Annotated in this window: 27 protein-coding genes and 1 pseudogene; 13 read left to right on the top strand and 15 right to left on the bottom strand. The window is 67.6% G+C overall.

Annotated elements, in window-relative coordinates:
- Positions 1-101 precede the first annotated feature (101 nt).
- Together A9G05_RS28340 and A9G05_RS28335 are read left to right on the top strand one after the other, a co-directional pair.
- A pseudogene (locus A9G05_RS28340) lies at positions 102-1,223 on the top strand (Cache 3/Cache 2 fusion domain-containing protein); the annotation flags it as partial.
- Entirely contained in the window at positions 1,218-2,078 is an 861-nt protein-coding gene (locus A9G05_RS28335; protein ID WP_371850550.1) for a methyl-accepting chemotaxis protein, read from the top strand. The pseudogene A9G05_RS28340 and the gene A9G05_RS28335, both read left to right, overlap by 6 nt.
- A gap of 41 nt (positions 2,079-2,119) precedes the next feature.
- Here A9G05_RS28335 and A9G05_RS02910 read toward each other — a convergent pair whose 3' ends face one another.
- From A9G05_RS02910 to A9G05_RS02900, 3 genes are all read right to left on the bottom strand, one after another.
- Positions 2,120-4,099: a choline BCCT transporter BetT gene (locus A9G05_RS02910; protein ID WP_069559551.1), complete on the bottom strand. Its 1,980-nt coding sequence runs from the start codon at positions 4,097-4,099 to the stop codon at positions 2,120-2,122.
- Positions 4,100-4,212: 113 nt separating this feature from the next.
- A complete protein-coding gene (locus A9G05_RS02905) occupies positions 4,213-5,709 on the bottom strand; it encodes a YifB family Mg chelatase-like AAA ATPase (protein WP_069559550.1) in 1,497 nt (498 codons plus the stop codon).
- A gap of 37 nt (positions 5,710-5,746) precedes the next feature.
- The gene (locus A9G05_RS02900) at positions 5,747-6,010 is read right to left on the bottom strand and encodes an accessory factor UbiK family protein (RefSeq protein WP_069559549.1); all 264 of its coding nucleotides are present in this window, start codon (positions 6,008-6,010) and stop codon (positions 5,747-5,749) included.
- Positions 6,011-6,420: 410 nt separating this feature from the next.
- Between A9G05_RS02900 and glnK the strand changes: the two genes are divergently transcribed.
- The 4 genes from glnK (at position 6,421) to sutA (ending at position 9,052) form a co-directional block, all read left to right on the top strand.
- Positions 6,421-6,759: a P-II family nitrogen regulator gene (glnK, locus tag A9G05_RS02895; protein ID WP_003457590.1), complete on the top strand. Its 339-nt coding sequence runs from the start codon at positions 6,421-6,423 to the stop codon at positions 6,757-6,759.
- A 34-nt stretch (positions 6,760-6,793) separates the two neighbouring features.
- A complete protein-coding gene (locus A9G05_RS02890; RefSeq protein ID WP_069559548.1) occupies positions 6,794-8,113 on the top strand; it encodes an ammonium transporter in 1,320 nt (439 codons plus the stop codon).
- A 117-nt stretch (positions 8,114-8,230) separates the two neighbouring features.
- Positions 8,231-8,656, top strand: a complete 426-nt coding sequence (locus tag A9G05_RS02885; protein ID WP_044400781.1) for a secondary thiamine-phosphate synthase enzyme YjbQ — start codon at positions 8,231-8,233, stop codon at positions 8,654-8,656.
- A 75-nt stretch (positions 8,657-8,731) separates the two neighbouring features.
- A complete protein-coding gene (gene sutA / locus A9G05_RS02880) occupies positions 8,732-9,052 on the top strand; it encodes a transcriptional regulator SutA (RefSeq protein ID WP_044400784.1) in 321 nt (106 codons plus the stop codon).
- Positions 9,053-9,109: 57 nt separating this feature from the next.
- Here the strand turns inward: sutA and A9G05_RS02875 are convergent, their stop codons facing one another.
- Genes A9G05_RS02875 through A9G05_RS26355 form a run of 6 tightly spaced genes read right to left on the bottom strand, consistent with a single transcriptional unit; the run spans position 9,110 to position 13,668 of the window.
- Entirely contained in the window at positions 9,110-9,814 is a 705-nt protein-coding gene (locus A9G05_RS02875) for an HAD family hydrolase (protein ID WP_069559547.1), read from the bottom strand.
- Positions 9,811-10,713, bottom strand: coding sequence for a tyrosine recombinase XerC (gene xerC / locus A9G05_RS02870; RefSeq protein WP_069559546.1), 903 nt, complete (start codon positions 10,711-10,713; stop codon positions 9,811-9,813). Before xerC ends, A9G05_RS02875 begins: the two co-directional genes overlap by 4 nt.
- Before the next feature lie 22 nt (positions 10,714-10,735).
- Positions 10,736-11,437 carry a DUF484 family protein gene (locus A9G05_RS02865; RefSeq protein WP_069559545.1) on the bottom strand — a complete coding sequence of 234 codons (702 nt, stop codon included), beginning with the start codon at positions 11,435-11,437 and terminating at the stop codon, positions 10,736-10,738.
- Between the two features lie 13 nt (positions 11,438-11,450).
- A complete protein-coding gene (dapF, locus tag A9G05_RS02860; protein WP_069559544.1) occupies positions 11,451-12,281 on the bottom strand; it encodes a diaminopimelate epimerase in 831 nt (276 codons plus the stop codon).
- 4 nt (positions 12,282-12,285) lie between these two features.
- Positions 12,286-13,533: a diaminopimelate decarboxylase gene (gene lysA, locus A9G05_RS02855; protein WP_069559543.1), complete on the bottom strand. Its 1,248-nt coding sequence runs from the start codon at positions 13,531-13,533 to the stop codon at positions 12,286-12,288.
- Between the two features lie 9 nt (positions 13,534-13,542).
- A complete protein-coding gene (locus tag A9G05_RS26355) occupies positions 13,543-13,668 on the bottom strand; it encodes a lipoprotein (RefSeq protein WP_074966982.1) in 126 nt (41 codons plus the stop codon).
- 150 nt (positions 13,669-13,818) lie between these two features.
- Here A9G05_RS26355 and A9G05_RS02850 point away from each other — a divergent pair, with 150 nt between their 5' ends.
- The 4 genes from A9G05_RS02850 (at position 13,819) to rnk (ending at position 15,967) form a co-directional block, all read left to right on the top strand.
- Complete coding sequence (locus A9G05_RS02850; RefSeq protein WP_069559542.1) at positions 13,819-14,856, top strand: AraC family transcriptional regulator; 1,038 nt, start codon at positions 13,819-13,821, stop codon at positions 14,854-14,856.
- A gap of 39 nt (positions 14,857-14,895) precedes the next feature.
- Positions 14,896-15,228 carry an iron donor protein CyaY gene (cyaY, locus tag A9G05_RS02845; protein WP_069559541.1) on the top strand — a complete coding sequence of 111 codons (333 nt, stop codon included), beginning with the start codon at positions 14,896-14,898 and terminating at the stop codon, positions 15,226-15,228.
- The gene (locus tag A9G05_RS26350; RefSeq protein ID WP_083265498.1) at positions 15,209-15,412 is read left to right on the top strand and encodes a DUF1289 domain-containing protein; all 204 of its coding nucleotides are present in this window, start codon (positions 15,209-15,211) and stop codon (positions 15,410-15,412) included. The genes cyaY and A9G05_RS26350 overlap by 20 nt, the downstream gene beginning before the upstream one ends.
- 147 nt (positions 15,413-15,559) lie before the next feature.
- A complete protein-coding gene (gene rnk / locus A9G05_RS02840) occupies positions 15,560-15,967 on the top strand; it encodes a nucleoside diphosphate kinase regulator (RefSeq protein ID WP_069559540.1) in 408 nt (135 codons plus the stop codon).
- Between the two features lie 18 nt (positions 15,968-15,985).
- Here the strand turns inward: rnk and A9G05_RS02835 are convergent, their stop codons facing one another.
- From A9G05_RS02835 to A9G05_RS02820, 4 genes are all read right to left on the bottom strand, one after another.
- Positions 15,986-18,832: a class I adenylate cyclase gene (locus tag A9G05_RS02835; protein WP_069559539.1), complete on the bottom strand. Its 2,847-nt coding sequence runs from the start codon at positions 18,830-18,832 to the stop codon at positions 15,986-15,988.
- An 85-nt stretch (positions 18,833-18,917) separates the two neighbouring features.
- A complete protein-coding gene (locus A9G05_RS02830) occupies positions 18,918-19,172 on the bottom strand; it encodes a TIGR02647 family protein (protein ID WP_069559538.1) in 255 nt (84 codons plus the stop codon).
- A gap of 67 nt (positions 19,173-19,239) precedes the next feature.
- Positions 19,240-20,010: an ABC transporter substrate-binding protein gene (locus A9G05_RS02825; protein WP_083272485.1), complete on the bottom strand. Its 771-nt coding sequence runs from the start codon at positions 20,008-20,010 to the stop codon at positions 19,240-19,242.
- Positions 20,011-20,077: 67 nt separating this feature from the next.
- Positions 20,078-20,353 (bottom strand): hypothetical protein, encoded by a 276-nt coding sequence (locus tag A9G05_RS02820; protein ID WP_069559537.1) that lies wholly within the window; start codon positions 20,351-20,353, stop codon positions 20,078-20,080.
- Between the two features lie 144 nt (positions 20,354-20,497).
- Here A9G05_RS02820 and A9G05_RS02815 point away from each other — a divergent pair, with 144 nt between their 5' ends.
- Positions 20,498-21,163, top strand: a complete 666-nt coding sequence (locus A9G05_RS02815) for a glutathione S-transferase family protein (RefSeq protein ID WP_069559536.1) — start codon at positions 20,498-20,500, stop codon at positions 21,161-21,163.
- Here A9G05_RS02815 and A9G05_RS02810 read toward each other — a convergent pair.
- Together A9G05_RS02810 and argH are read right to left on the bottom strand one after the other, a co-directional pair.
- Positions 21,141-21,737, bottom strand: a complete 597-nt coding sequence (locus A9G05_RS02810; RefSeq protein WP_069559535.1) for an adenylate kinase — start codon at positions 21,735-21,737, stop codon at positions 21,141-21,143. The two genes, A9G05_RS02815 and A9G05_RS02810, sit on opposite strands and share 23 nt — an antisense overlap.
- 28 nt (positions 21,738-21,765) lie before the next feature.
- Positions 21,766-23,160 (bottom strand): argininosuccinate lyase, encoded by a 1,395-nt coding sequence (gene argH, locus A9G05_RS02805; RefSeq protein WP_069559534.1) that lies wholly within the window; start codon positions 23,158-23,160, stop codon positions 21,766-21,768.
- Positions 23,161-23,385: 225 nt separating this feature from the next.
- On the opposite strand from argH, the gene A9G05_RS02800 reads away from it, so the two are divergent.
- Together A9G05_RS02800 and A9G05_RS02795 are read left to right on the top strand one after the other, a co-directional pair.
- On the top strand, positions 23,386-24,465 hold the full coding sequence (locus A9G05_RS02800) for a sensor histidine kinase (RefSeq protein WP_069559533.1): 1,080 nt from the start codon (positions 23,386-23,388) through the stop codon (positions 24,463-24,465).
- Positions 24,462-25,208 (top strand): LytTR family DNA-binding domain-containing protein, encoded by a 747-nt coding sequence (locus tag A9G05_RS02795; protein ID WP_069559532.1) that lies wholly within the window; start codon positions 24,462-24,464, stop codon positions 25,206-25,208. The genes A9G05_RS02800 and A9G05_RS02795 overlap by 4 nt, the downstream gene beginning before the upstream one ends.
- The last annotated feature ends 2 nt before the right edge of the window (positions 25,209-25,210 follow it).

The following is a 25,210-nucleotide window of genomic DNA, read 5'->3' as shown; positions in this document are numbered from 1 at the left end:
CCGTCCTATACCGCAGTGGGGTACTCAAGTATTCTCGCCGCCCCGCGAAGGGGGCAGAGACCTCCTCGCGTATCGCCTTGCCCTATTTCCGGAGATTCCCCATGAACCAGCCCAGGTCACGCATTGCCTGGCAGCTCGCCGCCGCCCTCGCCCTGATCCTCGTGTTGCTGATCAGCGGCAGCACCCTCTTCGCCCTGCGCTCGCTGGACAAGGCCAACCTGGCCACCCGCGAGGAGCACCTGGCCAGCGAAGCCCGTCTGCTGGCCGACCAGCTCACCACCTTCCACGGCAGCCTGCGCGAGAGCACCCAGCGCCTGGCCAGCCTGTTCGAGCAGCGCTTCGCCCGGGGCCTCACCCTGCACAGCAGCGAGCGCCTACCGGTAGCGGCCCTGACCCCGCCGGCGCTGTACCTCAACGGCCAGGTGCTGAACAACGACTTCACCCTGGTGGACGAATTCCGCCAGCTCACCGCTGGCGTCGCCACGGTGTTCGTCCGCGATGGCGCCGACTTCGTGCGCATCACCACCTCGCTGAACAAGCAGGACGGCACCCGCGCCATCGGCACCGTGCTCGACCACGCCCACCCGGCCTACCAGCGCCTGCTGGCCGGGCAGAACTACGTGGGCCGGGCCCTGCTGTTCGAGCGCTACTACATGACCCAGTACACCCCGGTGCGCGACGACACCGGTGCGGTGATCGCCGTGCTCTTCGTCGGCTTCGACTACACCGACGCGCAGAACGCCCAGTTCAGGAACCTGGAGCGCTTCCGCATCGGCCGCACCGGCTCCCTGGCATTGCTGGACGAAACCGGCAAATGGCTGGTGGCCCCCGCCGGCGTGCGCCGCCCGGAAGCCATCGGCGATGCCCTCAAGAGCCTGCAGGCCAACCCCGGCAAGGGGCTGTTCTGGAGCGACGGCACCGAGGACTTCTTCAGCATCGCCGTGCCCTTCGCCGACGGGCCCTGGCAGGTGGTGGCGAGCATGCCCGAGGAGGAGATCGGCGAGGTCACCTGGCGGGTCGGCAGCCAGCTGGCCCTTGGCAGCCTGCTGGCGATGGTGCTGGCGGTGGCTGCGGTGATCGGCCTGCTGCGCCTGCGCCTCAAGCCCCTGGGCGACCTGGTGGACCAGGCCCGCGCCCTGGGCGCCGGCAACCTCGGGGTGCGCCTGGACGTGTCCAGCCGCGACGAGATCGGTGAGCTGGCCGGCAGCTTCAATCAGATGGGCGAAGCGCTGTCGACCATGGTGGCGCACATCCGCAGTTCCGCTCAGCAGGTGAGCAGCCGCTCCCAGGTGCTCTCGGGCCTGGCCAGCGGCGCCCACGAGGGCATGGAGCAGCAGTCCGGCGAGATCAGCAGCATGGCCGGCGCAGTGGAGGAGTTCAGCGCCACCTCGCTGAACATCGCCGACAACATGCGCGCCACCGAGCGCCTGGCCAGTGACAACGCCCAGCAGACGCGCATCGGTCAGGTGGCGATGGACGAGGCCTCGGCGGCGCTGGAGCAGATCGCCAACGCCCTCAACGGCACCGCCGAGGTGATCAACACCCTCGGCCAGCGCTCCCAGGAGATCGGCGGCATCGTCGGCGTCATCACCGCCATCGCCGACCAGACCAACCTGCTGGCGCTGAACGCCGCCATCGAGGCCGCCCGGGCCGGCGAACAGGGCCGTGGCTTCGCCGTGGTGGCCGACGAGGTGCGCAGCCTGGCCGGCCGCACCCGCGAGGCGACCACCGAGATCTCCAGCATGATCGGCAGCATCCAGCAGGAGACCGCCAGCGCCATCAGCACCATGGAGCACGGCAAGGTGCTGATGCAGGAGGGCCTGGCACGCAACGCCAAGGTGGCCGATGCGTTGGCACGGATCGCCCAGCAGAGTGCGGCCGCCGGTGAGCAGGTCACCGCCATCACCACCGCCACCCAGGAGCAGAGCCGCACCGCGACCCTGCTCAGCAGCAACCTGCAAAGCATCGCCCTGGCCAACAGTGAACAGCGTGAGGTGGTGGCGAACCTGGCGCAGACGGCCCGGGAGCTGGACCGTCTGGCCGAGGAACTGCACCAGGAAGTGAGTCGCTTCCGCTGACCCACCAGGGCCCGGTTGGACCGGGCCCCGCAACGGGGGGCTCAGCGCACCACGTGGAGGAAGTGCAGGTGCTTCTCGTACTGGTCGAGCAGGTCGCCGATCACTTCCTCCCGGCTCCAGCCCATCACGTCATAGTCCTGGCCGCCCTCGCGCAGGTACACCTCGGCGCGGAAGTACTTGCGGGCGTCGCCGTTCTCCTCACCCCCTTCGCGGGACACGAAGCGCGGCAGCAGCAGCGAGCGCGGGCGCACCTCGTAGCTGAAGTCCACCTCCTTGCCGTGGCCGACATTGAGCTTGCAGCGGCCGTCCTCGCCATTCAGCACCTCGATCGCGTAGCCCTGCTTGCGCAGCTCCTCGGCCACCTCCAGGCAGGCCGGGCGCACCACTTCGTCGATGAAGCGGGTGACATGGCTGCGTCGGGGGAACATGAGGATGTTGCGCAGCCGCCGCTGCCAGCCACCCAGTTGCTGCTGCGCCGGGCGCGAGAGGGCCAGCGCCTGGTAGCGGATGCCGCGCTTGGTGGCGTCCAGCCGAAGGGCCTTGAGCAGACCCCAGGTGGCGGCCAGCAACACCACCGAGAACGGTAGCGCGCTGGCAATGGTGGCGGTCTGCAGGGCCTTGAGGCCGTCGGCCAGCAGCAGCGCCATGGCCACCACGCCCATCAGGGTCGACCAGAACAGGCGCTGCCACAGCGGCGTCACCGGCTGCCCGCCCGAAGCCAGCATGTCCACCACCAGGGCACCGGAGTCCGCCGAGGTGACGAAGAACACCACCACCATCAGGATCGCCACCAGCGAAAGCACGGAGGAGAACGGGAACTGTTCGAGGAAGGCGAACAGCGCCAGGGAGCTGTCCTGCGCCACCGTTTCCACCAGGCTGTGCACGCCCTGCTGCAGCACCATGTGGATGGCGGTGTCGCCGAAAACGGTCATCCACAGCAGGGTGAAGCCGGCCGGTACGAACAGCACGCCGCAGACGAACTGGCGGATGGTGCGGCCCCGGGAGATGCGCGCGATGAACAGGCCGACGAAGGGCGACCAGGACAGCCACCAGCCCCAGTAGAGCAGGGTCCAGCCGCCGATCCAGTCGGTGGGTTCGTAGGCGTAGAGGTTGAAGGTCTTGCTGACGATCTCCGACAGGTAGCCACCGGTGTTCTGCACGAAGGCCTTGAGCAGGAACACGGTGGGGCCGAGCACCAGCACCAGGCCCAGCAGGATCACCGCGAGAATCAGGTTGAATTCGGAGAGGAGCTTGATGCCCCGGTCCAGCCCGCTGGCCACCGAGAGTGTGGCCAGGGCGCAGGTGGCGGCGATCAGGCCCAGTTGCACAGGGACCGTGACCGGCAGGCCGAACAGGTGGTTCAGGCCGCTGTTGATCTGCAGCACCCCGTAGCCCAGGGAGGTGGCGACGCCGAACACGGTGCCGAGAATGGCGAAGATGTCCACCGCGTGGCCGATGGGGCCGTAGATGCGATCACCGATCAGCGGGTAGAGCGCCGAGCGCAGGGTCAGCGGCAGGTCGTGGCGGAAGCAGAAGAAGGCCAGGATCAGCGCGACGATGGCGTAGATCGACCAGGCGTGCAGGCCCCAGTGGAAGAAGGTCAGCTTCATCGCCTCCTTCGCGGCGGCCACGGTGCTGGGGTCTCCCACCGGCGGATTGGCGTAGTGCATCAGCGGTTCGGCGACGCCGAAGAACATCAGCCCGATGCCCATGCCGGCGGAGAACAGCATGGCGAACCAGGTGCTGTTGCGGTAGGCGGGCTGGCTGTGGTCGGGCCCCAGTTTGATGTCGCCAAAGCGGCTGACGGCGAGGAAGACCACGGTGATGAGAATCAGCGCGACGGTCAGGACGTAGAACCAGCTGGCGTTGACGATGATCCAGTTCTGCAACTGACCGAACAGGTCCTGGGCCTGTTCACGGGCCAGGGTGCTGTAGAGCACCAGGGCGATGATGAGGGCGGCGGAGCCGAAGAATACGGGGGGATTGAGGGTGGATGGGGAAGAAGACGTACGTGCCTCCATTGAGCTAGCTCTCCTTTCGATCGGATGGCCGCCAAGGGCGGAAGGCGGCGAACACTAACACAATCGATAGTCGAGCTCTTTTGAAAGTTCCCCATCAATAGCTTTAAGCGGTGTCATGACTGGATCGCTGGCCGGTATTGCAGGGCCTCGGCCAGGTGCTGGCGCTGGATGTCGGGCGCGTCCGCCAGGTCGGCGAGGGTGCGAGCCACCTTGATCAGTCGGTGCGCGGCACGCAGGGACAACCCGAGGCGCTCGCAGGCCTGCTCCAGCCAGTGCTGGTCGTCGGGCGTCAGCGGACAGTGCTGGTGCAGCCGGGACAGGTCGAGGAAGGCATTGGCGCAACCCTGGCGAGCCAGTTGCCGACGGCGGGCCCGGCCTATTTCCTCGGCGGCGGTGGCGCTGTCCAGCCCGTCTCTGACAGGCGCGCCGAGGTGGGTGGCTTCGCGGGCGACCGTCAGGTGCAGGTCGATGCGGTCCAGCAGCGGGCCGGAGAGCCGGGCCCGGTAGCGCTGGATCTGCTCCGGCGTGCAGCGGCAGCGGTGGGTCTCGTCGCCCAGGTAGCCGCAGGGGCAGGGGTTCATCGCGGCCACCAACTGGAAGCGCGCCGGGAAACGTACCCGGTCGTTGGCCCGGGCGATGATGATCTCGCCGCTTTCCAGGGGCTCTCGGAGGACCTCCAGCACCTTGCGGTCGAACTCCGGTAGCTCGTCGAGGAACAGCACGCCCTGGTGCGCCAGGGTGATCTCGCCGGGTTTCGGACGACTGCCCCCACCCACCAGGGCCGGGCCGGACGCGCTGTGGTGAGGCTGCCTGAAGGGACGCTGGGGCCAGCACGCCAGCGGCGATTGGCTGGCCACCGAATGGATGGCGGCGACTTCCAGGGCCTCGTGCTCCTCCAGCGGTGGCAGCAGGCCGGGCAGGCGGCTGGCCAGCAGCGTCTTGCCGGTGCCGGGCGGGCCGGACAACAGCAGGTTGTGGGCTCCGGCGGCGGCCACCAGCAGCGCGCGTTTGGCCGCCAACTGGCCCTGGACGTCGGCGAGATCGGGGTAGGGCGCGGCCTGCAGCGGCAGGCCCTGGCTCTGGAAGGGGGCCAGCGGGGTCTGGCCGTTGAGGTGGGCGGCCAGCTCGAGCAGGTGGCCCACGGCGAACACGGTCAGGCCGCTGGCCAGGCTGGCCTCCTCGGCGTTCTCCCGGGGCACCACCAGCGCCCGTCCGGCAGCGCGAGCCGCCAGCGCGGCGGGCAACACGCCCTGCACCGGACGCAGGGCACCGGACAGGGCCAGTTCGCCGAGGCACTCCAGGTGTTCCAGGGCAGCAGCGGGCACCTGGCCGCTGGCCGCGAGAATGCCGAGGGCGACGGCCAGGTCGAAGCGTCCGCCTTCCTTGGGAAGATCGGCCGGTGCCAGGCTGAGGGTGATGCGCCGCAGGGGGAATTCGAAACCGCTGGTGAGCAGGGCACTGCGGACGCGGTCCTTGCTCTCCTTGACGGCGGTTTCCGGGAGGCCGACCAGGGCCAGGGACGGCAGGCCGTTGGCCAGGTGCGCCTCCACCGTGACGGCGGGGGCTTCCACGCCGACCTGGGCGCGGCTGTGGACGAGGGCCAGGGACATGGATCGCTCCTTGATCGGTCCGCCCGGCCGGAGTGGCTTACTCCGTGGGCGGCGGGTTCAGCTGGGCTTCCAGCTCCGCGACCTTCGCCTCCAGGGCTTCCAGGCGCGCGCGGGTACGGGCGAGCACCACCATCTGGCTGTCGAATTCCTCGCGGCTGACCAGGTCCAGCTTGCTGAAGGCGCTCTGCATCAGGGCCTTGAACTGGGCCTCGAATTCGGCGCGGGGCAGCGGGGTATCGCCGTTGAACAGGCGGGAGGTGTGGGAGCCGAGGGCATCGAGCAGGGCTTTGGGCGGCAGCATGGTGGGCATCCGTTGACAGGGCGGGCGGAGTTTACCACGGGGTCCCCGCCGAGTCGGGTGACAGGCCGACGCACGATTTCCGAGCAAGGGCTGAAGTGCGCGTGCACCTTTTCCGTGCATCGTTTTGGGGTAGTGCTGCCCGGTGCCACGGCCAAGGGCCACTATCTGCTTGAAAAACGGGGCTTTTGGGCGAACTGGCAAGCTTTCTGCTTTAGCGCTGGTGAAGGGTGCACCGATGCAGTACCGGTGCGTCAGGCGAGGCGGGGGAGTGTTTCGCCAGGAGCGGTTGGTTGGCGTCGAAGCGGGCCTGGCCAGGGCGGTTCGACGCGTTACAAAGCCAGGCACTGCGCTTAGACTTGAGCCGGGTTCGTTTTCCTGGGGCAAGTCCACCAAATACGGGAGAGAGTTTCATGAAGCTAGTCACTGCCATCATCAAGCCGTTCAAACTCGATGACGTGCGCGAGTCGCTGTCCGAGATCGGCGTGCAGGGCATCACCGTTACCGAGGTCAAGGGTTTCGGTCGCCAGAAAGGCCACACCGAGCTTTACCGTGGCGCCGAGTACGTCGTCGACTTCCTGCCCAAGGTGAAGATCGACGTCGCCATCGCCGATGACCAGCTCGACCGTGTCATCGAGGCCATCACCAAGGCGGCCAACACCGGGAAGATCGGTGACGGCAAGATCTTCGTCGTGAATCTGGAACAGGCCATCCGCATCCGTACCGGCGAAACCGGCACCGACGCGATCTAAGCCTCCGAACCCCAACGCCCCAGGAGAAAACCACATGACTCTGCGTAAAGCCGCAGGGCTAGGAGCCCTTTTGTCCCTCGTTACCCCCGGCCTGGCCATGGCCGCCGACGAGGTCGTGCTGAACAGTGGCGACACCGCATGGATGATCGTCGCCACGGCACTGGTGCTGTTCATGACCATTCCCGGCCTGGCGCTGTTCTACGGCGGCATGGTCCGCTCCAAGAACGTCCTCTCGGTGATGATGCAATGCTTCGCCATCACCGGCCTGATCAGCGTGCTCTGGGTCGTCTACGGCTACAGCCTGGCCTTCGACACCACCGGCATGGAGCAGGGCGTCGTCAACTTCAATTCCTTCATCGGCGGCCTGTCCAAGGCCTTCCTCAGCGGCCTGAACACCAGCAGCCTGGTGTACGCCGTGCCGGAAAGCGTGTTCATCACCTTCCAGATGACCTTCGCCATCATCACCCCGGCCCTGATCGTCGGTGCCTTCGCCGAGCGCATGAAGTTCTCCGCGATGCTGATCTTCATGGCCGTGTGGTTCACCCTGGTCTACGCGCCGATCGCCCACATGGTGTGGAGCGGCAACGGCGGCCTGATGTGGGACTGGGGCGTGCTGGACTTCGCCGGTGGCACCGTGGTGCACATCAACGCCGGAATCGCCGGCCTGGTGGCCTGCATCGTGCTGGGCAAGCGCAAGGGTTACCCGACCACCCCGATGGCCCCGCACAACCTGGGCTACACCCTGATCGGCGCGGCCATGCTGTGGGTGGGCTGGTTCGGTTTCAACGCCGGCTCCGCCGTGGCTGCCAACGGCACTGCGGGCATGGCCCTGCTGGTCACCCAGATCGCCACCGCGGCCGCTGCCCTGGGCTGGATGTTCGCCGAGTGGCTGACCCACGGTAAGCCGAGTGCCCTGGGCATCGCCTCCGGTGTGGTCGCCGGTCTGGTTGCCGTGACCCCGGCCGCTGGTACCGTCGGCCCCATGGGCGCCCTGGTGATCGGTCTGGCAGCCGGCGTGATCTGCTTCTTCAGCGCCACCAGCCTCAAGCGCAAGCTGGGCTACGACGACTCCCTGGACGCCTTCGGCGTGCATGGCATCGGCGGCATCGTCGGCGCCCTGCTGACCGGTGTGTTCGCAGCACCGGCCCTGGGTGGCTTCGGCACCGTCGAGAACATCGCGGCCCAGGTGTTCATCCAGTTCAAGGGCGTGGCCTTCACGGTCGTCTATACCGCTGTGGTCACCTTCGTGATCCTCAAGGTGCTGGACCTGGTGATGGGCCTGCGGGTCAACGAAGAGGAAGAGACCGTCGGCCTCGACCTGGCGCAGCACAACGAGCGCGGCTACAACCTCTAAGCCCGCCGGCCCCTCCGGGGCGTGCGAACCGCTGCCAAGGGCGCCGAAAGGCGCCCTTTGCTTTTTCAGAGGCCGCGCTAGAATGCGCGCCGAGCGAAATCCGAGGGAGTGGCGCCCATGTGGCACCAGACGCTGATCACCTTGAAGCCGCGTGCGCGAGGCTTCCACCTGGTCACCGACGAGCTGCTGGCCGGATTGCCGGAACTGGGTCGTTGCCGTATCGGTCTGTTGCACCTGCTGCTGCAACACACGTCGGCTTCACTGAGCGTCAATGAGAATGCCGACCCCTCCGTGAGGCGCGATTTCGAGCGGTTCTTCAACCGCCTCGTGCCCCAGGGCGAGGGTGGCTACGAACATGACTACGAAGGCCCGGACGACCTGCCGGCGCACTTCAAGTCGAGCCTGCTGGGCTGCCAGCTGACCTTGCCGGTGCGTGACGGGGCGCTCGCCCTGGGTACCTGGCAGGGGATCTACCTCGGCGAACACCGCGATCAGGGCGGTGCGCGCCGGGTGCTGGCGACCCTCTACGGCGAGGCATCGTGATTTTTTCCGGGCGCGTAGAAACCTGGCGCGACTGGGCTATAACTAACCTGCTCTTGCAAGACACGAGGTAGAAGAATGAGCGACGAAGAACTGGAACAAGACGAGCTCGAAGCGGGCGACGAGGACGAAGGCGAGGAGCTGGCTGCCGCCGAGGACAGTGGCGACGACAGCGATGACGGCGAATCCCCCGCCCCTGCCGGCAAGGGCAAGAAAGCCGCTGCCGTCGAGGTCGAGGAGCTGCCCAGCGTCGAAGCCAAGCAGAAGGAGCGCGATGCGCTGGCCCGTGCCATGGAGGAGTTCCTGGCCCGTGGCGGTAAGGTGCAGGAGGTGGAGCCCAACGTGGTCGCCGACCCGCCGAAGAAGCCGGACAGCAAGTACGGCAGCCGCCCCATCTGAGTGCGTCGCCTGGAAGAGCCCGCTTGATGCGGGCTTTTTCATGCCTGCGATTCGGGGTCAGGCACCCCGGTGCCAGCGCTCCAGCAGGGCGGGTAGCTGGTCCAGGGTACGGATCTGTGCATCGGGGTGGTCGTCGCCGTCCCAGGATTTGCCCTGGGGGTTGAACCACACCGCACGCATCCCGGCGTTGCGGGCGCCCTGGATGTCGTCGCTGGGGTGATCGCCGATGTGCACCGCCCGGGCGGCGGGGACGCCGGCTCGGCGCAGCGCTTCTTCGAAGGGGTGCGGGTCCGGCTTGCCGATGCCCAATTCCTCGGCGCAGAGGGCGAACTGGAAGTAGTCCGCCAGGCCCAGGCGGCGGACATCGGCGTTGCCATTGGTGATCACCGCCAGCCGGTAGTGGTTGGCCAGGCGCTCCAGGGTCGGGTGCACCTCGGGGAACAGGTCGATGCGGTGCCGCGCAGCCAGGAACACCTGGAAGCCGGCCTCCGCCAGCTCCGCGGCCTCGGCCTGTGGATAACCGGCCTCTTCCAGGGCATGGAAGAGGATGCGCCGGCGCAGCTCGCTCAGGCGGTGCCTGAGCCCAGGGGTGGCCTCCACCAGGCGGGCGCGGATCGCCCACAGGTGCTCGATCGGCACGGGCCCCAGGCGTGGTGCCTGGTTGCCCAGCCATTCGCGCAGGGCGGCTTCGGCGCCCTGCATCACCACCGAGACGTCCCACAGGGTGTCGTCCAGATCGAAGGTCACCAGTTGGATGCTCATTCCTCGTCCTTGGCTCCGTTGCGTCGTGCCCGGGGGTGGGCCTTGTCGTAGACCGCCGCCAGGTGCTGGAAGTCCAGGTGGGTGTAGATCTGCGTGGTGGAGATGTCGGCGTGGCCGAGCAGCTCCTGCACCGCCCGCAGGTCCTGGGAGGACTCCAGCATGTGGCTGGCGAAGGAATGCCGCAGCATGTGCGGATGGACGTGCTGGCCCAGCTCGCGCACCCCGGCCACCCGCACCCGTTCGCGCACGGCGCGGGGGCCGATGCGACGGCCTTGGCGAGTGACGAAGACGGCGCCGTCCACCGGGGACACGCTGGCGCGGTGGGGCAGCCAGCGCTCCAGTGCCTGGCGCGCCATGCGCCCGAGGGGCAGCTCGCGGATCTTGTTGCCCTTGCCGATCACCCGCACGCTGCCATCGGCCAGGTCCAGGCGGTCCAGGTCCAGGCCCACCAGTTCCGACAGGCGCAGGCCGGAGGAATAGAACAGCTCGAGGATGGCCTGGTCGCGGCGTGCCATGAATTCGTCTTCCACCGCGCCATCCAGCAACTGCTGGGTGCGGTCGGCATCCAGGGTGCGGGGCAGGCGTCGCTCGCCCTTGGGCGCACTGATGCCGCTGGCCGGGTCGTGACGGCAGCGGCCTTCGCGGATCAGGTAGCGGTACAGGCCGCGTACGGCGGAGAGCAGGCGGGCGAGGCTGCGGGCGGACTGCCCCTGCTGGTGCAGGCGCGCCACCATGCTGCGCAGCGGGCGGGGTTGCAGCGTGGTCCAGTCATCGAGGCCGAAGCCTTCGGCCAGGGCCACGACCTTTTCCAGGTCGCGCCGGTAGCCTTCCAGCGTGTGCGGAGAAACCTGACGCTCACTGCGCAGGTGGTCGAGGTAGCGCTCAAGATCGGCCTTCATCGGTCCTCCCGGCGCGCTGCGCTCAGCGCACCGAGCGCAGCGGGGGGGCGTGGCGCGGCAGCACCCGGGCCAGGACTTCGGCGATGTAGCTGAGGAACAGGGTGCCGAGGGAGCTCTTGTAGTGCTGTGGGTCCGGGCTGCCGATGGCCAGCAGGCCGTGCTGGCCCTGGTGGTTGAGGGAGACGACGGCGGCCGAGCCGACCTTGGCGCCCTCTTCCGCGCCGAACAGGAACTCCAGCTCATGGGCCCGCAGCACGCCGCAGATGGTCTTGCCCGCCACCAGCAGGCCGCCGATGGCCTGGTGTGCCTCGGCGCTGGAGACGCTGCGGCCTACCGGCAGGGTGCTGTCGCTGAACAGGATCAGGCTGACGAAGGGCACCTGGAACTCATGGCGCAGGCTGTCCTCGATGGCTCCGACCACTTCCTCCAGCGTATTGGCGTCCAGCAGGTCGAGCACCAGGCGGCGGGTCTTGTCGAACAGGCGGTCGTTGTCGCGGGCCACGTCCATCAGTTGGGACAGGCGGTGGCGCATCTCGATGTTGCGCTCGCGCAGCAGCTTCACCTGGCGCTCCACCAGCGAGACGGCCTCGCCAGGCTGGTGGGGGATGCGCAGTTCGGGGATCAGCTCCTCGTGGTCGACGAAGAACTCCGGGTGCTGGCGCAGGTAGGCCGCGACCGACTCGGAATCGAGGGCGCGGGGCGCGTCGGGGTGCTTCTCGCTCATGCTCTCGGCTCGTTCATAGGCGGACCTGGCCTTCGTACACGCGTACGGCCGGGCCGGTCATCATCACGGGCTGGCCGGGGCCGGCCCATTCGATGGTCAGCTTGCCGCCCGGCAGCTCCAGCTGCACGGGAGAGTCCATCCAGCCCTGGCGAATGGCCGCGACGGCCGCGGCACAAGCGCCGGTGCCGCAGGCACGGGTTTCCCCGGCGCCGCGCTCCCAGACCCGCAGGCGGGCCTGGTGGCGATCCTGGACCTGCAGGAAGCCGACGTTGACCCGCTGCGGGAAGCGCGGGTGGTGTTCGAGTTTCGGGCCCAGTTCGTGGACCGGAGCGCGGTACACATCCTCGACGCGCAGCACGGCATGGGGGTTGCCCATGGACACGGCGGCGAGCTGGACGGTCTGGCCGTCCACGTCGACCGGGTAGCTCAGGGCCTCGGCCTCGGCGACGAAGGGGATCTGCTGGGGCACGAGGCGCGGCGGCCCCATGTCGACCCGGACCTGGCCATCGGCGCGGACATCCAGCTCGATGATGCCGGCCTTGGTCTCGACGCGGATCTGCTTCTTCACGGTCAGGCGCTTGTCCAGCACGAAGCGGGCGAAGCAGCGGGCACCGTTGCCGCACTGCTCCACCTCGGAGCCGTCCGAGTTGAAGATGCGGTAGCGGAAATCCACGTCCGGGTTGGTGGGGGCCTCGACGATCAGCAACTGGTCGAAGCCGATGCCGGTGTGGCGGTCGCCCCACTGCTTGGCGTGCTTGGGCTGAATGTGCGCGTGCTGGCTGACCAGGTCGAGCACCATGAAGTCGTTGCCCAGGCCGTGCATCTTGGTGAAACGCAGCAGCATGGACTTACTCCGGAAGCAGGCTTTCGCCGGCGTAGAGTTCCTCGAGGGTTTCGCGGCGACGCACTTCGTAGGCCTGCTCCCCATCCACCATCACCTCGGCGGCACGGCCGCGGGTGTTGTAGTTGGAGCTCATGACGAAGCCGTAGGCACCGGCCGAGCGCACGGCCAGCAGGTCGCCCTCGGCCAGGGCCAGGTCGCGGTCCTTGGCGAGGAAGTCGCCGGTCTCGCAGATCGGGCCGACCAGGTCGTAACGCTGGGCCTCGCCGTCGCGCGGCTGCACCGGCACCACGTCCATCCAGGCCTGGTACAGGGCCGGACGGATCAGGTCGTTCATGGCCGCGTCGATCACGGCGAAGTTCTTGTGCTCGGTGTGCTTGAGGTATTCCACCTGGGTCAGCAGCACGCCGGCGTTGGCGACGATGTAGCGGCCCGGTTCGAACACCAGCGCCAGGTCACGCCCGGCAATACGCTCGCGCACGGCCTTGATGTAGTCGCCAGCAACGGGCGGCTGCTCGTCCTTGTAGCGCACGCCGAGGCCACCGCCGAGGTCCAGGTGGCGGATGTGCACGCCCTGGGTGGCGAGGCGGTCGACCAATGCCAGCAGGCGGTCGAGGGCGTCGAGGAAGGGCGGCAGGCTGGTCAGCTGGGAGCCGATGTGGCAGTCCACGCCGACCACGTCCAGGTTCGACAGCGAGGCGGCGCGCAGATAGACGGCCTCCGCCTGCTCGATGGCGATGCCGAACTTGTTTTCCTTCAGACCGGTGGAAATGTACGGGTGGGTGCCGGCGTCCACGTCGGGGTTCACCCGCAGGGAGATCGGCGCTTTCACGTCCATCTCGGCAGCGACCACCTGCAGGCGCTCCAGCTCGTCAACCGACTCGACGTTGAAGCAGTGCACGCCCACTTCCAGTGCGCGGCGCATGTCGTCGCGGCTCTTGCCGACGCCGGAGAAGACGATGCGGTCAGCCGAGCCACCAGCGGCCAGCACGCGCTCCAGTTCGCCGCTGGAGACGATGTCGAAGCCCGAGCCCAGGCGCGCCAGCAGGTTCAGCACCGCCAGGTTGGAGTTGGCCTTGACCGCGTAGCAGACCAGGTGCGGCACGCCCTGCAGGGCATCGGCATAGGAGCGGTACTGCGCCTCGATGTGCGCGCGGGAATAGACGTAGGTGGGGGTGCCGAAGCGCGATGCGATGGCGGACAAGGCCACGCCTTCCGCGAACAGCTCACCGTCGCGGTAAGTGAAAGCGTCCATCTAGACCCCTCAGTGCGCGTGTTCGGAGGAGGACTTGGTGTCGTCAGGCAGGTACAGCGGGCCTTTCTGGCCACAGCCGCCCAGCAGGCAGGCAACAGCGAGGAGCGCAACGATGGGGGTGAGCAGCCGCTTCATGGCGAGATCCTTGAACAATGCGTAATTGGGTCGGGAGTATACCGACCACCCATCGCCTTGCCTATGCGCCGAAACACCCGCCGGGCGGGCGCTGCGCCTAGCCAAACGGGCTTTCGCGCCACTAGGATGGGCGGCAAAAACGGAGGCCGAATGGACCCCTCTTCCCCCCTCGCCGGCTCGGTTTCGGTTGCCTACCTCCAGGGCCTCGTGGACCACGTGGCGCGCCACGGCATCGAGCCGGCGGCCTTCCTCGCCAGCATCCAGTTGGCTCCCTCCCTCCTCGCCCAGCGCGAGCAGCGCATCGCCGCCAGCGCCTATCTCGAACTCCTGGGCCAGGCCATGGCACGGCTGGACGATCCGCGCCTGGGGCTGCACCTGGGCGAGGCGGTGCGCCCCGGTTACTACGGCGTGCTCGGCTACCTGCTGATGAGCTGCCCGACTCTCTCCGACGCCCTCCACCGCCAGGCGCGCTATGCCGCCCTGGTGGGCAACCTCGGCCAGGTGGAACTGGATGACGAGCCTCCCCGTGCCGGCCAGGAGCCCCTGGTGCGGCTGGCCTGGGAGCCGGCGCTGCCGCAGTTGCGCGACCAGGTGGCGGAGGAGTCCCTGGCCGGTTGGGTCACCTTCGGGCGCTGGATCAGCGGGCTCGACATCCCGCCCACCGAAGTGCGCTTCCAGCACCCCGCACCTGCCGACGACGCCGAGCACCGGCGGGTGTTCCGCTGTCCGGTTCTGTTTGGCCAGCTCGACAACGCCCTGGTGTTTCCCCGCCGCCTGCTGGCCACGCCCCTGGGCCAGGCCGACTCACACGTCCGACAGATGCTCGACGCCTACGCCGACCGCCTGCTGGGCGAGTTGCGCCAGGGCCAGAGCGTGCTCGACCGGGCGCGCCTGGCGCTGGCCGGGCGCCTGGCCGAGGACGGCGCCGATCTGGAGCACCTGGCCGCCGATCTCGGCCTGAGCCCGCGCACCCTGCAGCGGCGCCTGCGTGACGCGGGCCTGACCTTCAGCCAATTGGTGGACGAGACGCGGCAGCAACTGGTGCTGCATTATCTGCGCGATCCGGCCCTGGAGCTGGCCGACATCGCCTTCCTGGTCGGCTTCAGCGAGGCCGGCTCCCTGGCGCGGGCCTTCCGCCGCTGGACCGGGCAGAGCCCAGGCGAGTACCGTCGCCACCTCGGGCGCTGAAAGGTCGCCCACGTTTCCATTTTTCCTGAGGTACATCCGATGAGTTTGAGCGAAGCGCGTTTCCACGATCTGGTCGACGAAGTCCAGGAGGCCGTCGAGGACCTCTTCGATGGCAGCGACCTGGACGTGGACCTGGAGAACAGCGCGGGCGTCCTCACCATCCGCTTCGAGAACGGCAGCCAGGTCATCCTCAGCCGCCAGGAGCCCCTGCGCCAGCTTTGGGTAGCAGCTCGTTCCGGCGGTTTCCACTTCGACTACGACGCGGAGTCGGAGCGCTGGATCTGCGACACCAGCGACGAGCCGCTGGGCGAGCTGCTCGCCCGCGTGACCCGTGAGCAGGCGGGCGAAGACCTTGAGTTCGACGAGCTCTGAACCGCCGCCCGAGCCCCGGCCCGCATCACCCTGCGTGCGCCGCTGCTGCCTGGACGACGCCGATATCTGCATCGGATGCGGGCGCAGCCTGAGTGAGATTCTGCAATGGGGTGAAGCCAGCGACGACCGTCGCCGGCAGATTCGCCGTGACGCCGCCCAGCGCCTCGCGGCGCGACGGCCATGACCGGATGGTCTTGCCAAGAGCCTCCGTGGTGACGTAGTGTCGGTCGGGCCGTCGCCATGGCGTACGGCCTGAACAGCATCTGGAAACCCCGCCTTCGGGCGGGGTTTTCGCTTTTTCGAGCCTAGGAACCGGAGTATCGGATTTGCCATGACCACTCAACCCTCGATCATCATCACCCGCCTCGACCTTCAGCGACTGGAGCGTCTGCTCGATGAACTGGAGGAGTTCGGCCCCGGCGCCGAGGCGCTGGAGCGGGAGCTCGCCCGCGCCCAGGTGGTGGGCCACGACGAGGTGCCGCCGGGCGTGGTGACCATGAATTCCCGCGTGCATTGCCGCGACGATGCCAGTGGCAAGGACTACCACCTGACCCTGGTTTACCCCCAGGACGCCGGTGGCGAAGGCAAGGTGTCGGTGTTGGCGCCGGTAGGTAGCGCACTGCTCGGCCTTTCCGTGGGTCAGGGCATCGACTGGCCGGTGCCCGGCGGCAAGACCCTCAAGCTGACGCTCCTGGCCGTGGAGTACCAGCCTGAGGCTGCGGGCGAATACGACCGTTGAGCCCTTGCGGGCCTGGAGTCAGGCCAGGCCCAGCGCCCGGTTCAATTCCCGCTCCAGCTCCGCCTTGTAGCGCAGGTAGTGCACCGTCTGCGCGTGCCCTTCGCCGAGGACCCGCGACAGGTCCAGGTCGGTGATGTAGCAGGGGTAGCGCTCGGCGGTGCTGCGCTGGGCGAGGATGTGGCGCGCCACGGCGGCGAACAGTTCGCCGCCGTATTCCAGCTCGGAAAACTCCCGGTGGTTGCAGTACAGCGTGACGAGCACGCGCTTCGTGTCCAGCGGCTCGACGATCGCCTGCACGTCGTAGAACGGGTGGCTCACTGGTGATTGCGGCGCGCCCCGGCGCTCTACCTGCTGCGCGCGCAAGGGCGGCGACGGCAGTACCTCGTAGTAAAGAACTTCCAGGCCGCTCTGTGGGGCCGGCCGATCCAGCGGCAGCAGCGCATTGCGCCGGTAGAGCACCGACTGCAGGAAGCGCTGCAGCGGTGTCAGCAGGCTTTGCGGATTGCGAAAAGGCAGGCGCTGGCGCCACACGGCATTGTGCTCGTCGAGCACAGTGAGTTCCGCCGTCTCGCCGTCCTGGCGGTAGAACACCTGGATGCAGCCTGGACGCCCCAACGGCAGGATCAGCGCCAGGTCCTCGTTCTCCAGGGCATAGCGATCCAGTTGCAGTGGGCTGTAGGCCGGCAGGTCCTCGCCCAGGTGTTCCAGCAGTGCCGGCAGGTCCGGCAGTGCGGTGTGGGCCACCTGGCCCGGCTGCAGTTCCAGCACGTGATACTGCTGCTGCACCTGCAGCAGGTAGCGGGTCACCTGGCCGTTGCCGAGCAGGGCGAGGGTGTCGAGGAACAGGTCCTCCACACGCTGGGCGATGGGTTGCGCGCGGTTGCGGCAGAAACAGCGCACCCGCAGGTCCGGCGGTGCGGCGGGGTCCACGCTGTTGAGGAATTCGCGCAGGCAGTCCAGCGGGGCGTAGGGCCCGTCGTAGCGGGTCACCAACAGCTCGTTCCAACTGTTCAGGGTCACCTGGTCGAGGGTCAGCACCAGGTTCTCCCGCGAGCCGGCGTAGCCAAGCGAGTCGGTGCGCTCGGTGGTCATGTGCAGGTTCATCTGGCTGTGCTGTTTCAGCGGGTCGATGCCCACGTTCACCAGCAGCAGCACCTGGCGCGGCACGCTCGGCCGCAGCAGCGCAGCTTCGTCCACCATCGGCAGCGGCAGCGGGAAGCCCTGCTGCAGGCTGCTGACCAGGTTGGACAGCTCGTACTCGGTGAGGTCGCTGTCGCCCGGGTGCAGGGACAGCCGCGTGGAGGCGTCGATCACCCCGTTGCGGTGACACCAGGCCAGCAGTTCCACCAGTTCACGGGCCCGCTTGATCGGGGCGAAGTCGCGCCATTCGAGGGCGTTGAGGCTGCCTGGGTAGAGCGCCCAGAGGGTCTCGCCTTCGCGCTCGGGGCTCGGGCTCTGGGCCAGGGTGAGGGTGTCCTCGGCCAGGTCCGGGGCGATGCCGGGGTTGATGAACTCCACCTTGCCCGCCTTGCGTTCGAAGGCGGCGTACAGGCGCCGACCGAGCACGCCCAGGTCGCGGCTGTTGAGCGAGCTGATGGCGTGCTGGGCGCGGGCGAATTCGGAGAGGAAGCGGTAGCTGTAGGTCAGCTCGTTGACCAGCGCCCGGCGCTCGGTGCCCACCTGGCGTACCTTCCATTGGCTGCGGCTGTCGAGCAGCACCAGTTGTCGGTCATCCCACTGCCACTCTCGGGTCAGGCGCTCGAACAGCAGGCGTTGCCAGCTCTTGGCACGGTTGCGTGGCGGGCGGCTGAGCTTCTTGTCGACCTTGAGGTAGAGGCAGCGGCGGATCAGCTCCAGGCGTTCGCGCTCGCCTCGGGCCAGCAGGTATTCCTCCAGCCGGCGGTAGACCACGATGTAGGGATCGAGCTCGTCCAGGTCCAGGTGGTTGGCGTACACCGCCTGCTTGAAGCGTAGCGACAGGCACTGCACCTTCGGGTGCTCGCTGGCGTAGACCTCGGTCAGCAGCAGCTTGAGCACCGACTTGTAGGGCGACTCGATGCCCTTGAACAGCTGCCACATGCCGGCGCCGACGAACTCGCCCACGGGGATGTGCGACAGGTGCCCCAGGTCCAGCACTTCCTCCGCACGGATGAAGCGGCGCGACAGCAGCTTGGCGGTGTAGTCGGCATAGCGACCCTCCTCGTACACCGGCACCAGCCACCATAGCGGCGTGCGCCCGCCGAGCCAGATGGCGGTGCGGTAGAACTCGTCCAGCAGCAGGTAATGCTGGGTGGTGCCGCAGTCGTCGGAGGTGAGGTGGGTCTCGCGGTCGCCCACCACGAAGCGGCGAGGGTCGATCAGGAAGAAATGCGCCTCGGCGCCCAAAGTCGCGGCCCAGGCTTCCAGCAGGTCGCACTTGCGGCGCAGCTCGGCGATGGCCGGAGCCGGTAGCTCCGGGTCGTGGCAGACCCACAGGTCCATGTCGCTTTGCTCGGCCTGGGCCACGGTGCCCAGGCTGCCCATCAGGAACAGGCCCTGGATCGGTGTCGGCGCCGAACCGCGCCGGGCCCTGTAGGCGAACGAGCGGGTCAGGCGCTGGGCTTCGGCGAGCACGTCGTCGTCCGGCTCATAGCCGCAGACCCCGGCGGGGGTCTGCCCCGAGACGTATCCCGGCAGCAGCGGGTGGTTGACGTGGAACAGCAAGGGCAGAAGACGCAGCACCATCTGCTGGCGACTGGAGAGGCCGAGCAGCGTGCGTTCGAGCCGGCCGGCATTGACTTTCAGGAAGCGCGCGCGCAGCTGGGTCAGGACCTTGCGGTCGATGCCGTCGTCGATGTCGGGGCGGATTTCCTGGGTGCGGGTCATCGAAGCGTCTGCCGGAAGAATGCGCACAGCCTACCAGCCGGCGATGCCGGCGGGCAGGGGCGTTGCGGGGCGAGACGTCGCGGGATCAGTTCGAAAGAGCGGGTGCGGTCGTGAGGATGGTCAACAGGCCTTGTGCGTGTTCGGCTGCGTCCAGGCCCAGGCTCGTGAGGTAGCCACCGTCGGGCTGGGTCAGCAGGCCCTTGTGGTGCAGGCGCAGGGAGGCTGCGATCAGGCTGGGGGCAGCATTGTTGTGGACCTTGAGGCCTTCCTGGGTGTTGTCCAGGTTGAACAGGGTCAGCAGTTCCAGTTCGGCGATCAATTCGGGTGTGTACGACGTCATGTGGGGCTCCTGGTCGTCCTGTGCCGGCCTTCGGACGGGCCGGCTCCCGCAGAGTGTAGTTGCGGATTCAGTCGCCTACTCCCCACTGCGACAGAATCGCGCGGTAGCGGCCGTTGCCCTGGATGATGGCCATGCCCTCGTCGAACCGCTGCAGCAGGGCCCGCGCGCCTGGATGCTGGCGCGAGAAGGACAGGTAGAGCTCAGGCTGGTGCAGGGTGGCGACGGCGGTGAAAAGCCCGCGCAGCTCGGGGTTATCGCTCATCAGGGCCTCAGTGGTGCTGCGGTAGGCGGCCACGTAGTCGACCCGATCGTGCTGCAGCATCAGGAAGCCGTTGATGTCCTTGCGTACCGCCACGCGCACCACATCGGCCAGGCTGTCGAAGGTTTCACCGTATTCGTAACCCACGGTCACGGCGACCCGCCGGCCGGCGAGCTGGCCGAGGTCGCTCACCGGCGTGGCACGGTAGGTGGGGGCCCAGAGCAGGATGTCGTCGCGGAACAGGGGATGCCGGGGCAGCAGGTAGTCACGTTCTATCTGGGGGTTGGGCGCAGTGTTGAAGCATCCCGCCAGGCGCCCGGACTGCGTCAGCTGCATGCATCGCGCGTAGGGATAGGGCACCAGTTCCACGTCCTCGCCCACGGCAGCGAATGCGGCTCGGACTATGTCGGCCGACATGCCTTGAATGCGCCCGTCCCGCCAGGCGGTGTAGGGATACCAGTCGTCCTCGGCGCCCACTTGCAGCGGCTCCGCTTTCGTCGTGTGGCTGCCAACCATCACCAACAGGAGCAGGCCCAGGCGGAGAAGGCCCCGGAGCGGGCGCGTCGAACGCTTGGCCATGCTGGGCTCCTGTCGGGAATGAGTGCGCGATGCTAGCGGCGGGAGCCCGCGCAAGCCGTGGCGCGGATCAATCCTGCGCGTCTTCCGGCAGCTCCGGCAGGGCGCGCAGTGCGTTTTCATACCAGTCCATGTCGAAGGGCTGGTCGGCCTCCAGGCGCTGGATGGCGCAGGCCAGCACCAGGGCCATCATCTGCAGGCACTCCTCGCGCTCGTAGCCCACCAGGGTCAGCTTGTTGAAGGTGGCCTTTGCCGCAGCGGGCTCGCCGTTCTCGATCTGGGTCTCGACGGCCTGGATCAGGGTTTCCTCGGCGAAGGCTTCTTCGCTGTCGTCGTATTCGCTCATGGCGGGTTCCTATTCGGTTCGGATGCGCAGTGTGCCACGGCGGCTGGCTGGTCGCCGCCGTCCATTCACCGGATCGATGCAACTGGCAGGCCACCGGTGCCGCGGCTATAACTGGCCGCTCCACGCACTGGCCCAGGAGGCCCCATGCTCAAGCTCCACGGATTCTGCGTCAGCAACTACTACAACATGGTCAAGCTGGCCCTGCTGGAGAAAGGCCTGCCCTTCGAGGAGGTGAAGGTCCATGCCAGCCAGGAGCCCGCCTTCCTCGCCTACAGCCCGCGCGGCAAGGTGCCGGTACTGGAGACGGAGTACGGCTTCATCAACGAGACCAGTGCCATCCTCGATTACCTCGAGGAACGCTTCCCCGAGCCTGCGCTGCTGCCCGCCGAGCTGCAGGCCCGCGCGGTGGTTCGTGCTCTGGCTCGGGAGATCGAACTGTACATTGAGCTGCCGGCGCGCACCTGCTACCCGCAGGCATTCTTCGGCATGGCGGTGCCCGAGGCGATCCGCGAGAAGGCTCGTGCCGAGCTGATCGCGGGTTTCGCCGCGTTGGGCCGGCACGGGCGCTTTGCGCCCTATGTGGCCGGCGAGATATTCACCGTTGCTGACCTGTACTTCCTCTATAGCGTCGACCTTGCCTGCGAAGTGGGTCGCAAGGTGCTGGAGATCGACTTCCTCGCCGAGCTGCCGGCCGCTTGCGCGCTGCTCCAGCAGTTGGGGCAGAACCCCCACGTCCGGCGTATTGCCGAGGACAAGGCGCAGGACATGCCGGCGTTCCTGGCGATGATCAAGGCGCGGACCCAGGGGTAACAAAGCCGGGCAGCCTGCCGAGGAGCGTGTGCAGGTCTGCCCTTGACCTGATGCGGATGTAATGAATACCGGCGTTGGCGGGATCCTGCTGCTCGGCAATGACCCGCTCCCGATAAAGGCCATGGCGTGTCCAGGACCACAGGATGATGGAGCGACTCGGGTCCAGGGAAATCACGTTGCGCAACCGTTCCCGGTTGCCGTTCCAAAGTGTCTTGCGTGTCAGCAAGCGGCCCAGGGTGCGGGTGACGATCTGATACATCACCAGCGTCCGCGGCAAGTCGAGCCAGATCACCGTCTCGGCACGCGCAAGTATCAACGGCCGGGTGGCCGAGTAGCTGCCTTCCACTACCCAGCGTGGCTCGGCTAACGCCTGTGTGACTCGCTCGCGGAACTCATCGCGTGGCAGTGGCTGCCAGCCAGGTTGGTGGAATATGGCGTCCTGCTCGATATGCGGCAGCCCCAGACGCTGGCTGAGCAGCTTTGCCAGGTAAGTTTTGCCTGCGCCTGAGCCGCCGACGATGGAGATGCGCTGGCCGAACGAGCCCGGCCAGTTGGAGGGTGTTGCGGATTGCATGAGGCGTCCTTGCCGTCTTGGTTGTATCTCAGCGGCTGGCCAGCAGCTGGCGGCCACGGGCAACGGCGGCGCGGACCTGGTTCGGGGCGGTGCCGCCGATGTGGTCGCGGGCGTTGACCGAGCCTTCCAGGGTCAGCACGGCGAACACGTCATCGCCGATCTGGTCGCTGAAGCGGCGCAGTTCGTCGAGGCTCATTTCGGCCAGGTCCTTGCCGGACTCGACGCCGTACTTCACGGCATGGCCGACGATCTCATGGCAGTCGCGGAAGGGCAGGCCCTTGCGCACCAGGTAGTCGGCCAGGTCGGTGGCGGTGGAGAAGCCGCGACGGGCCGCTTCGCGCATGATCTCCCGCTTGGGCTTGATGGCCGGGACCATGTCGGCGAAGGCGCGGAGTGAGTCGCGCAGGGTGTCGGCAGCGTCGAACAGCGGCTCCTTGTCCTCCTGGTTGTCCTTGTTGTAGGCCAGCGGTTGGCCCTTCATCAGGGTCAGCAGGCCGGTCAGGTGGCCGAACACGCGACCGGACTTGCCGCGCACCAGTTCGGGCACGTCGGGGTTCTTCTTCTGCGGCATGATCGAGGAGCCGGTGCAGAAGCGGTCAGGCAGGTCGATGAACTGGAACTGGGCGCTGGTCCAGAGCACCAGCTCTTCGGAGAAGCGCGACAGGTGCATCATCGCCAGGGAGGCGGCGGCGCAGAATTCGATGGCGAAGTCACGGTCGGAGACGCCGTCCAGGGAGTTGCCGGAGATGGCCTCGAAGCCCAGCAGGCGGCAGGTGACTTCGCGCTGGATCGGGTAGGTGGTGCCGGCCAGGGCAGCGCTGCCCAGGGGCATGCGGTTGACCCGCTTGCGGCAGTCCACCAGGCGCTCATGGTCGCGGCTGAGCATCTCGAACCAGGCCAGCAGGTGATGGCCGAAGGTGACCGGCTGGGCAGTCTGCAGGTGGGTGAAGCCGGGCATGATGGTGTCCGCCTCGGCTTCCGCCAGGCCCAGCAGGCCCTCTTGCAGGCGGGTCAGCTCGGCGAGGATCAGGTCGATCTCGTCACGCAGCCACAGGCGGATGTCGGTGGCCACCTGGTCGTTGCGCGAGCGGCCGGTGTGCAGCTTTTTGCCGGTGATGCCGATGCGGTCGGTCAGCCGGGCCTCGATGTTCATGTGCACGTCTTCCAGGTCGACGCGCCACTCGAAGGTGCCGGCTTCGATCTCGGCCTGGATGTCCTTCAGCCCCTGCTCGATGGCATCGCGCTCTTCGACGGTCAGCACGCCGGCCTCGGCCAGCATGGTGGCGTGGGCGATGGAGCCCATGATGTCGTGGCGGTAGAGGCGCTTGTCGAAGTCGACGGAGGCGGTGAAGCGGGCGACGAAGGCGTCGACGGGCTCGCTGAAGCGGCCGCCCCAGGACTGGTTGGTCTTGTCGGTGCTCATGACTGGGCTCGATAGCTGGCAGTGGAGGAAGGCCGAGGGCCGTGATGGGGGCCGATGATAGCAGCCTCGTCGGCAAAACCGGTGTGCCCTGTTGGCGCGGCTGACCGGCCGGGGAGTGTCGGGTGCTTCACAGATTTGCAGTCGTGTCGGCGTTTCGGTGATCGATTTCGCCCGGCGAGTGCGTGCCGGCTTGCTGGCCATGCGCCGCCCGGTAACACTGCCCGGATGCCACGATCCCCTGCCCAGGGCCGCACAGCCGCCCCCGATGACGACTTCTTCCTGCCGGAGCTCTGCCAGCCGGAGGCCCTGCTCGGCCTGGTGCTGCTGGCGGAGCTGCTGGTACTGGTGCTGGTGCTCGCCGAACCGCTGGTGCCGGACTTCAACTGGATCCGCCTGGCGCTGACCTCGTTGTTCGTGCAGTGGATCGTCCTGCTGTCAGCGGCCCTGCTGTGCCGCCTGCGGCCATTTCTCGCCCGGCTGAGCCCGGCCACCGCCGGAGTCGCCTGCTCGTTCCTCGTGGTGGGGCTGACCCTGGCCTGCACCGCCGTGGCGGACTACTACGAACTCGGCGGGCCGCTGCCAAGAGCCGGGGAAGTGAATCTCTACCTGCGCCACGGGCTCATCAGCCTGATCATGTCGACCCTGGTGCTGCGCTACTTCTACCTGCAGAGCCAGTGGCGGCGTCAGCAGCAGGCCGAGCTGAAGGCGCGCATCGAATCCCTGCAGGCGCGCATCCGCCCGCACTTCCTCTTCAACAGCCTCAACAGCATCGCCAGCCTGGTCGCCACCGACCCGGTGAAGGCGGAGCAGGCCGTGCTGGACCTCTCCGATCTGTTCCGAGCCAGCCTGGCCAAGCCCGGCACCCTGGTGCGCTGGAGCGATGAGCTGGAACTGGCCAGGCGCTATCTCTCGATCGAGCAATATCGTCTCGGAGAACGGCTACAGTTGGAGTGGCAGGTTGACGATGTGCCTGATGATTTGCCGATTCCGCAACTCACACTGCAGCCGCTGCTGGAAAATGCCCTGATCTATGGCATCCAGCCGCGGATCGAGGGTGGGCTGGTGCGGGTCGAAGCCGAGTACCAGGATGGGGTGTTCCTGCTCCGCGTGAGCAATCCCTTCGATGAAGGGGCGGAAACCCGGCCTTCGCGCGGAACCCATCAGGCACTGACCAACATTGATGCCCGACTCACGGCACTTTTCGGCCCCGGAGCCAGTCTCAGCGTGGAGCGCCGTGACGGTCGCCACTTCACCTGTCTACGCTATCCTTGTGCGAGACTCACGCAGGAAGCCCGAGCAATATGAATGTCCTGATCGTCGATGACGAACCACTTGCCCGAGAGCGCCTCAGCCGCCTGGTCGGAGAGCTCGATGGCTACCGAGTCCTGGAGCCCGCCGCCACCAATGGCGAGGAGGCTCTCACCCTGATCGACAGCCTGAAGCCGGATGTCGTGTTGCTCGACATCCGCATGCCCGGGCTGGATGGCCTGCAGGTCGCTGGCCGACTTTGCGAGAGGGAGGCACCCCCGGCCGTGATCTTCTGCACCGCCCATGACGAGTTCGCCCTGGATGCCTTCCAGGTCAGCGCCGTGGGCTACCTGGTCAAGCCCGTCCGGCCCGAGGCCCTGGCCGATGCACTGAAGAAGGCCGAGCGACCCAATCGGGTGCAGCTGGCTGCCCTCACCCGCCCGGCTGCGGAAAGCGGCGTGGGTCCGCGCTCCCACATCAGCGCGCGGACCCGCAAGGGCATCGAGCTGATTCCCCTGGACCAGGTGATCTACTTCATTGCCGACCACAAGTACGTGACCCTGCGCCACGAGCAGGGCGAGGTGCTGCTGGACGAGCCGCTCAAGGCCCTGGAGGACGAGTTCGGCGATCGCTTCGTGCGCATCCACCGCAACGCCCTGGTGGCCCGCGAGCGCATCGAGCGGCTTCAGCGCACCCCGCTCGGGCACTTCCAGCTCTACCTCAGGGGGCTCAATGGCGATGCGCTCACCGTCAGCCGCCGCCATGTGGCCGGCGTGCGCAAGCTGATGCACAACCTCTGACC

The sequence above is a fragment of the Pseudomonas sp. ENNP23 genome (genome assembly GCF_001728945.1).
In the GTDB taxonomy this organism is placed as follows: domain Bacteria; phylum Pseudomonadota; class Gammaproteobacteria; order Pseudomonadales; family Pseudomonadaceae; genus Metapseudomonas; species Metapseudomonas otitidis.
Note: the sequence above shows the minus strand (reverse complement) of the source record. Positions and strands in the feature narration are given on the sequence as shown.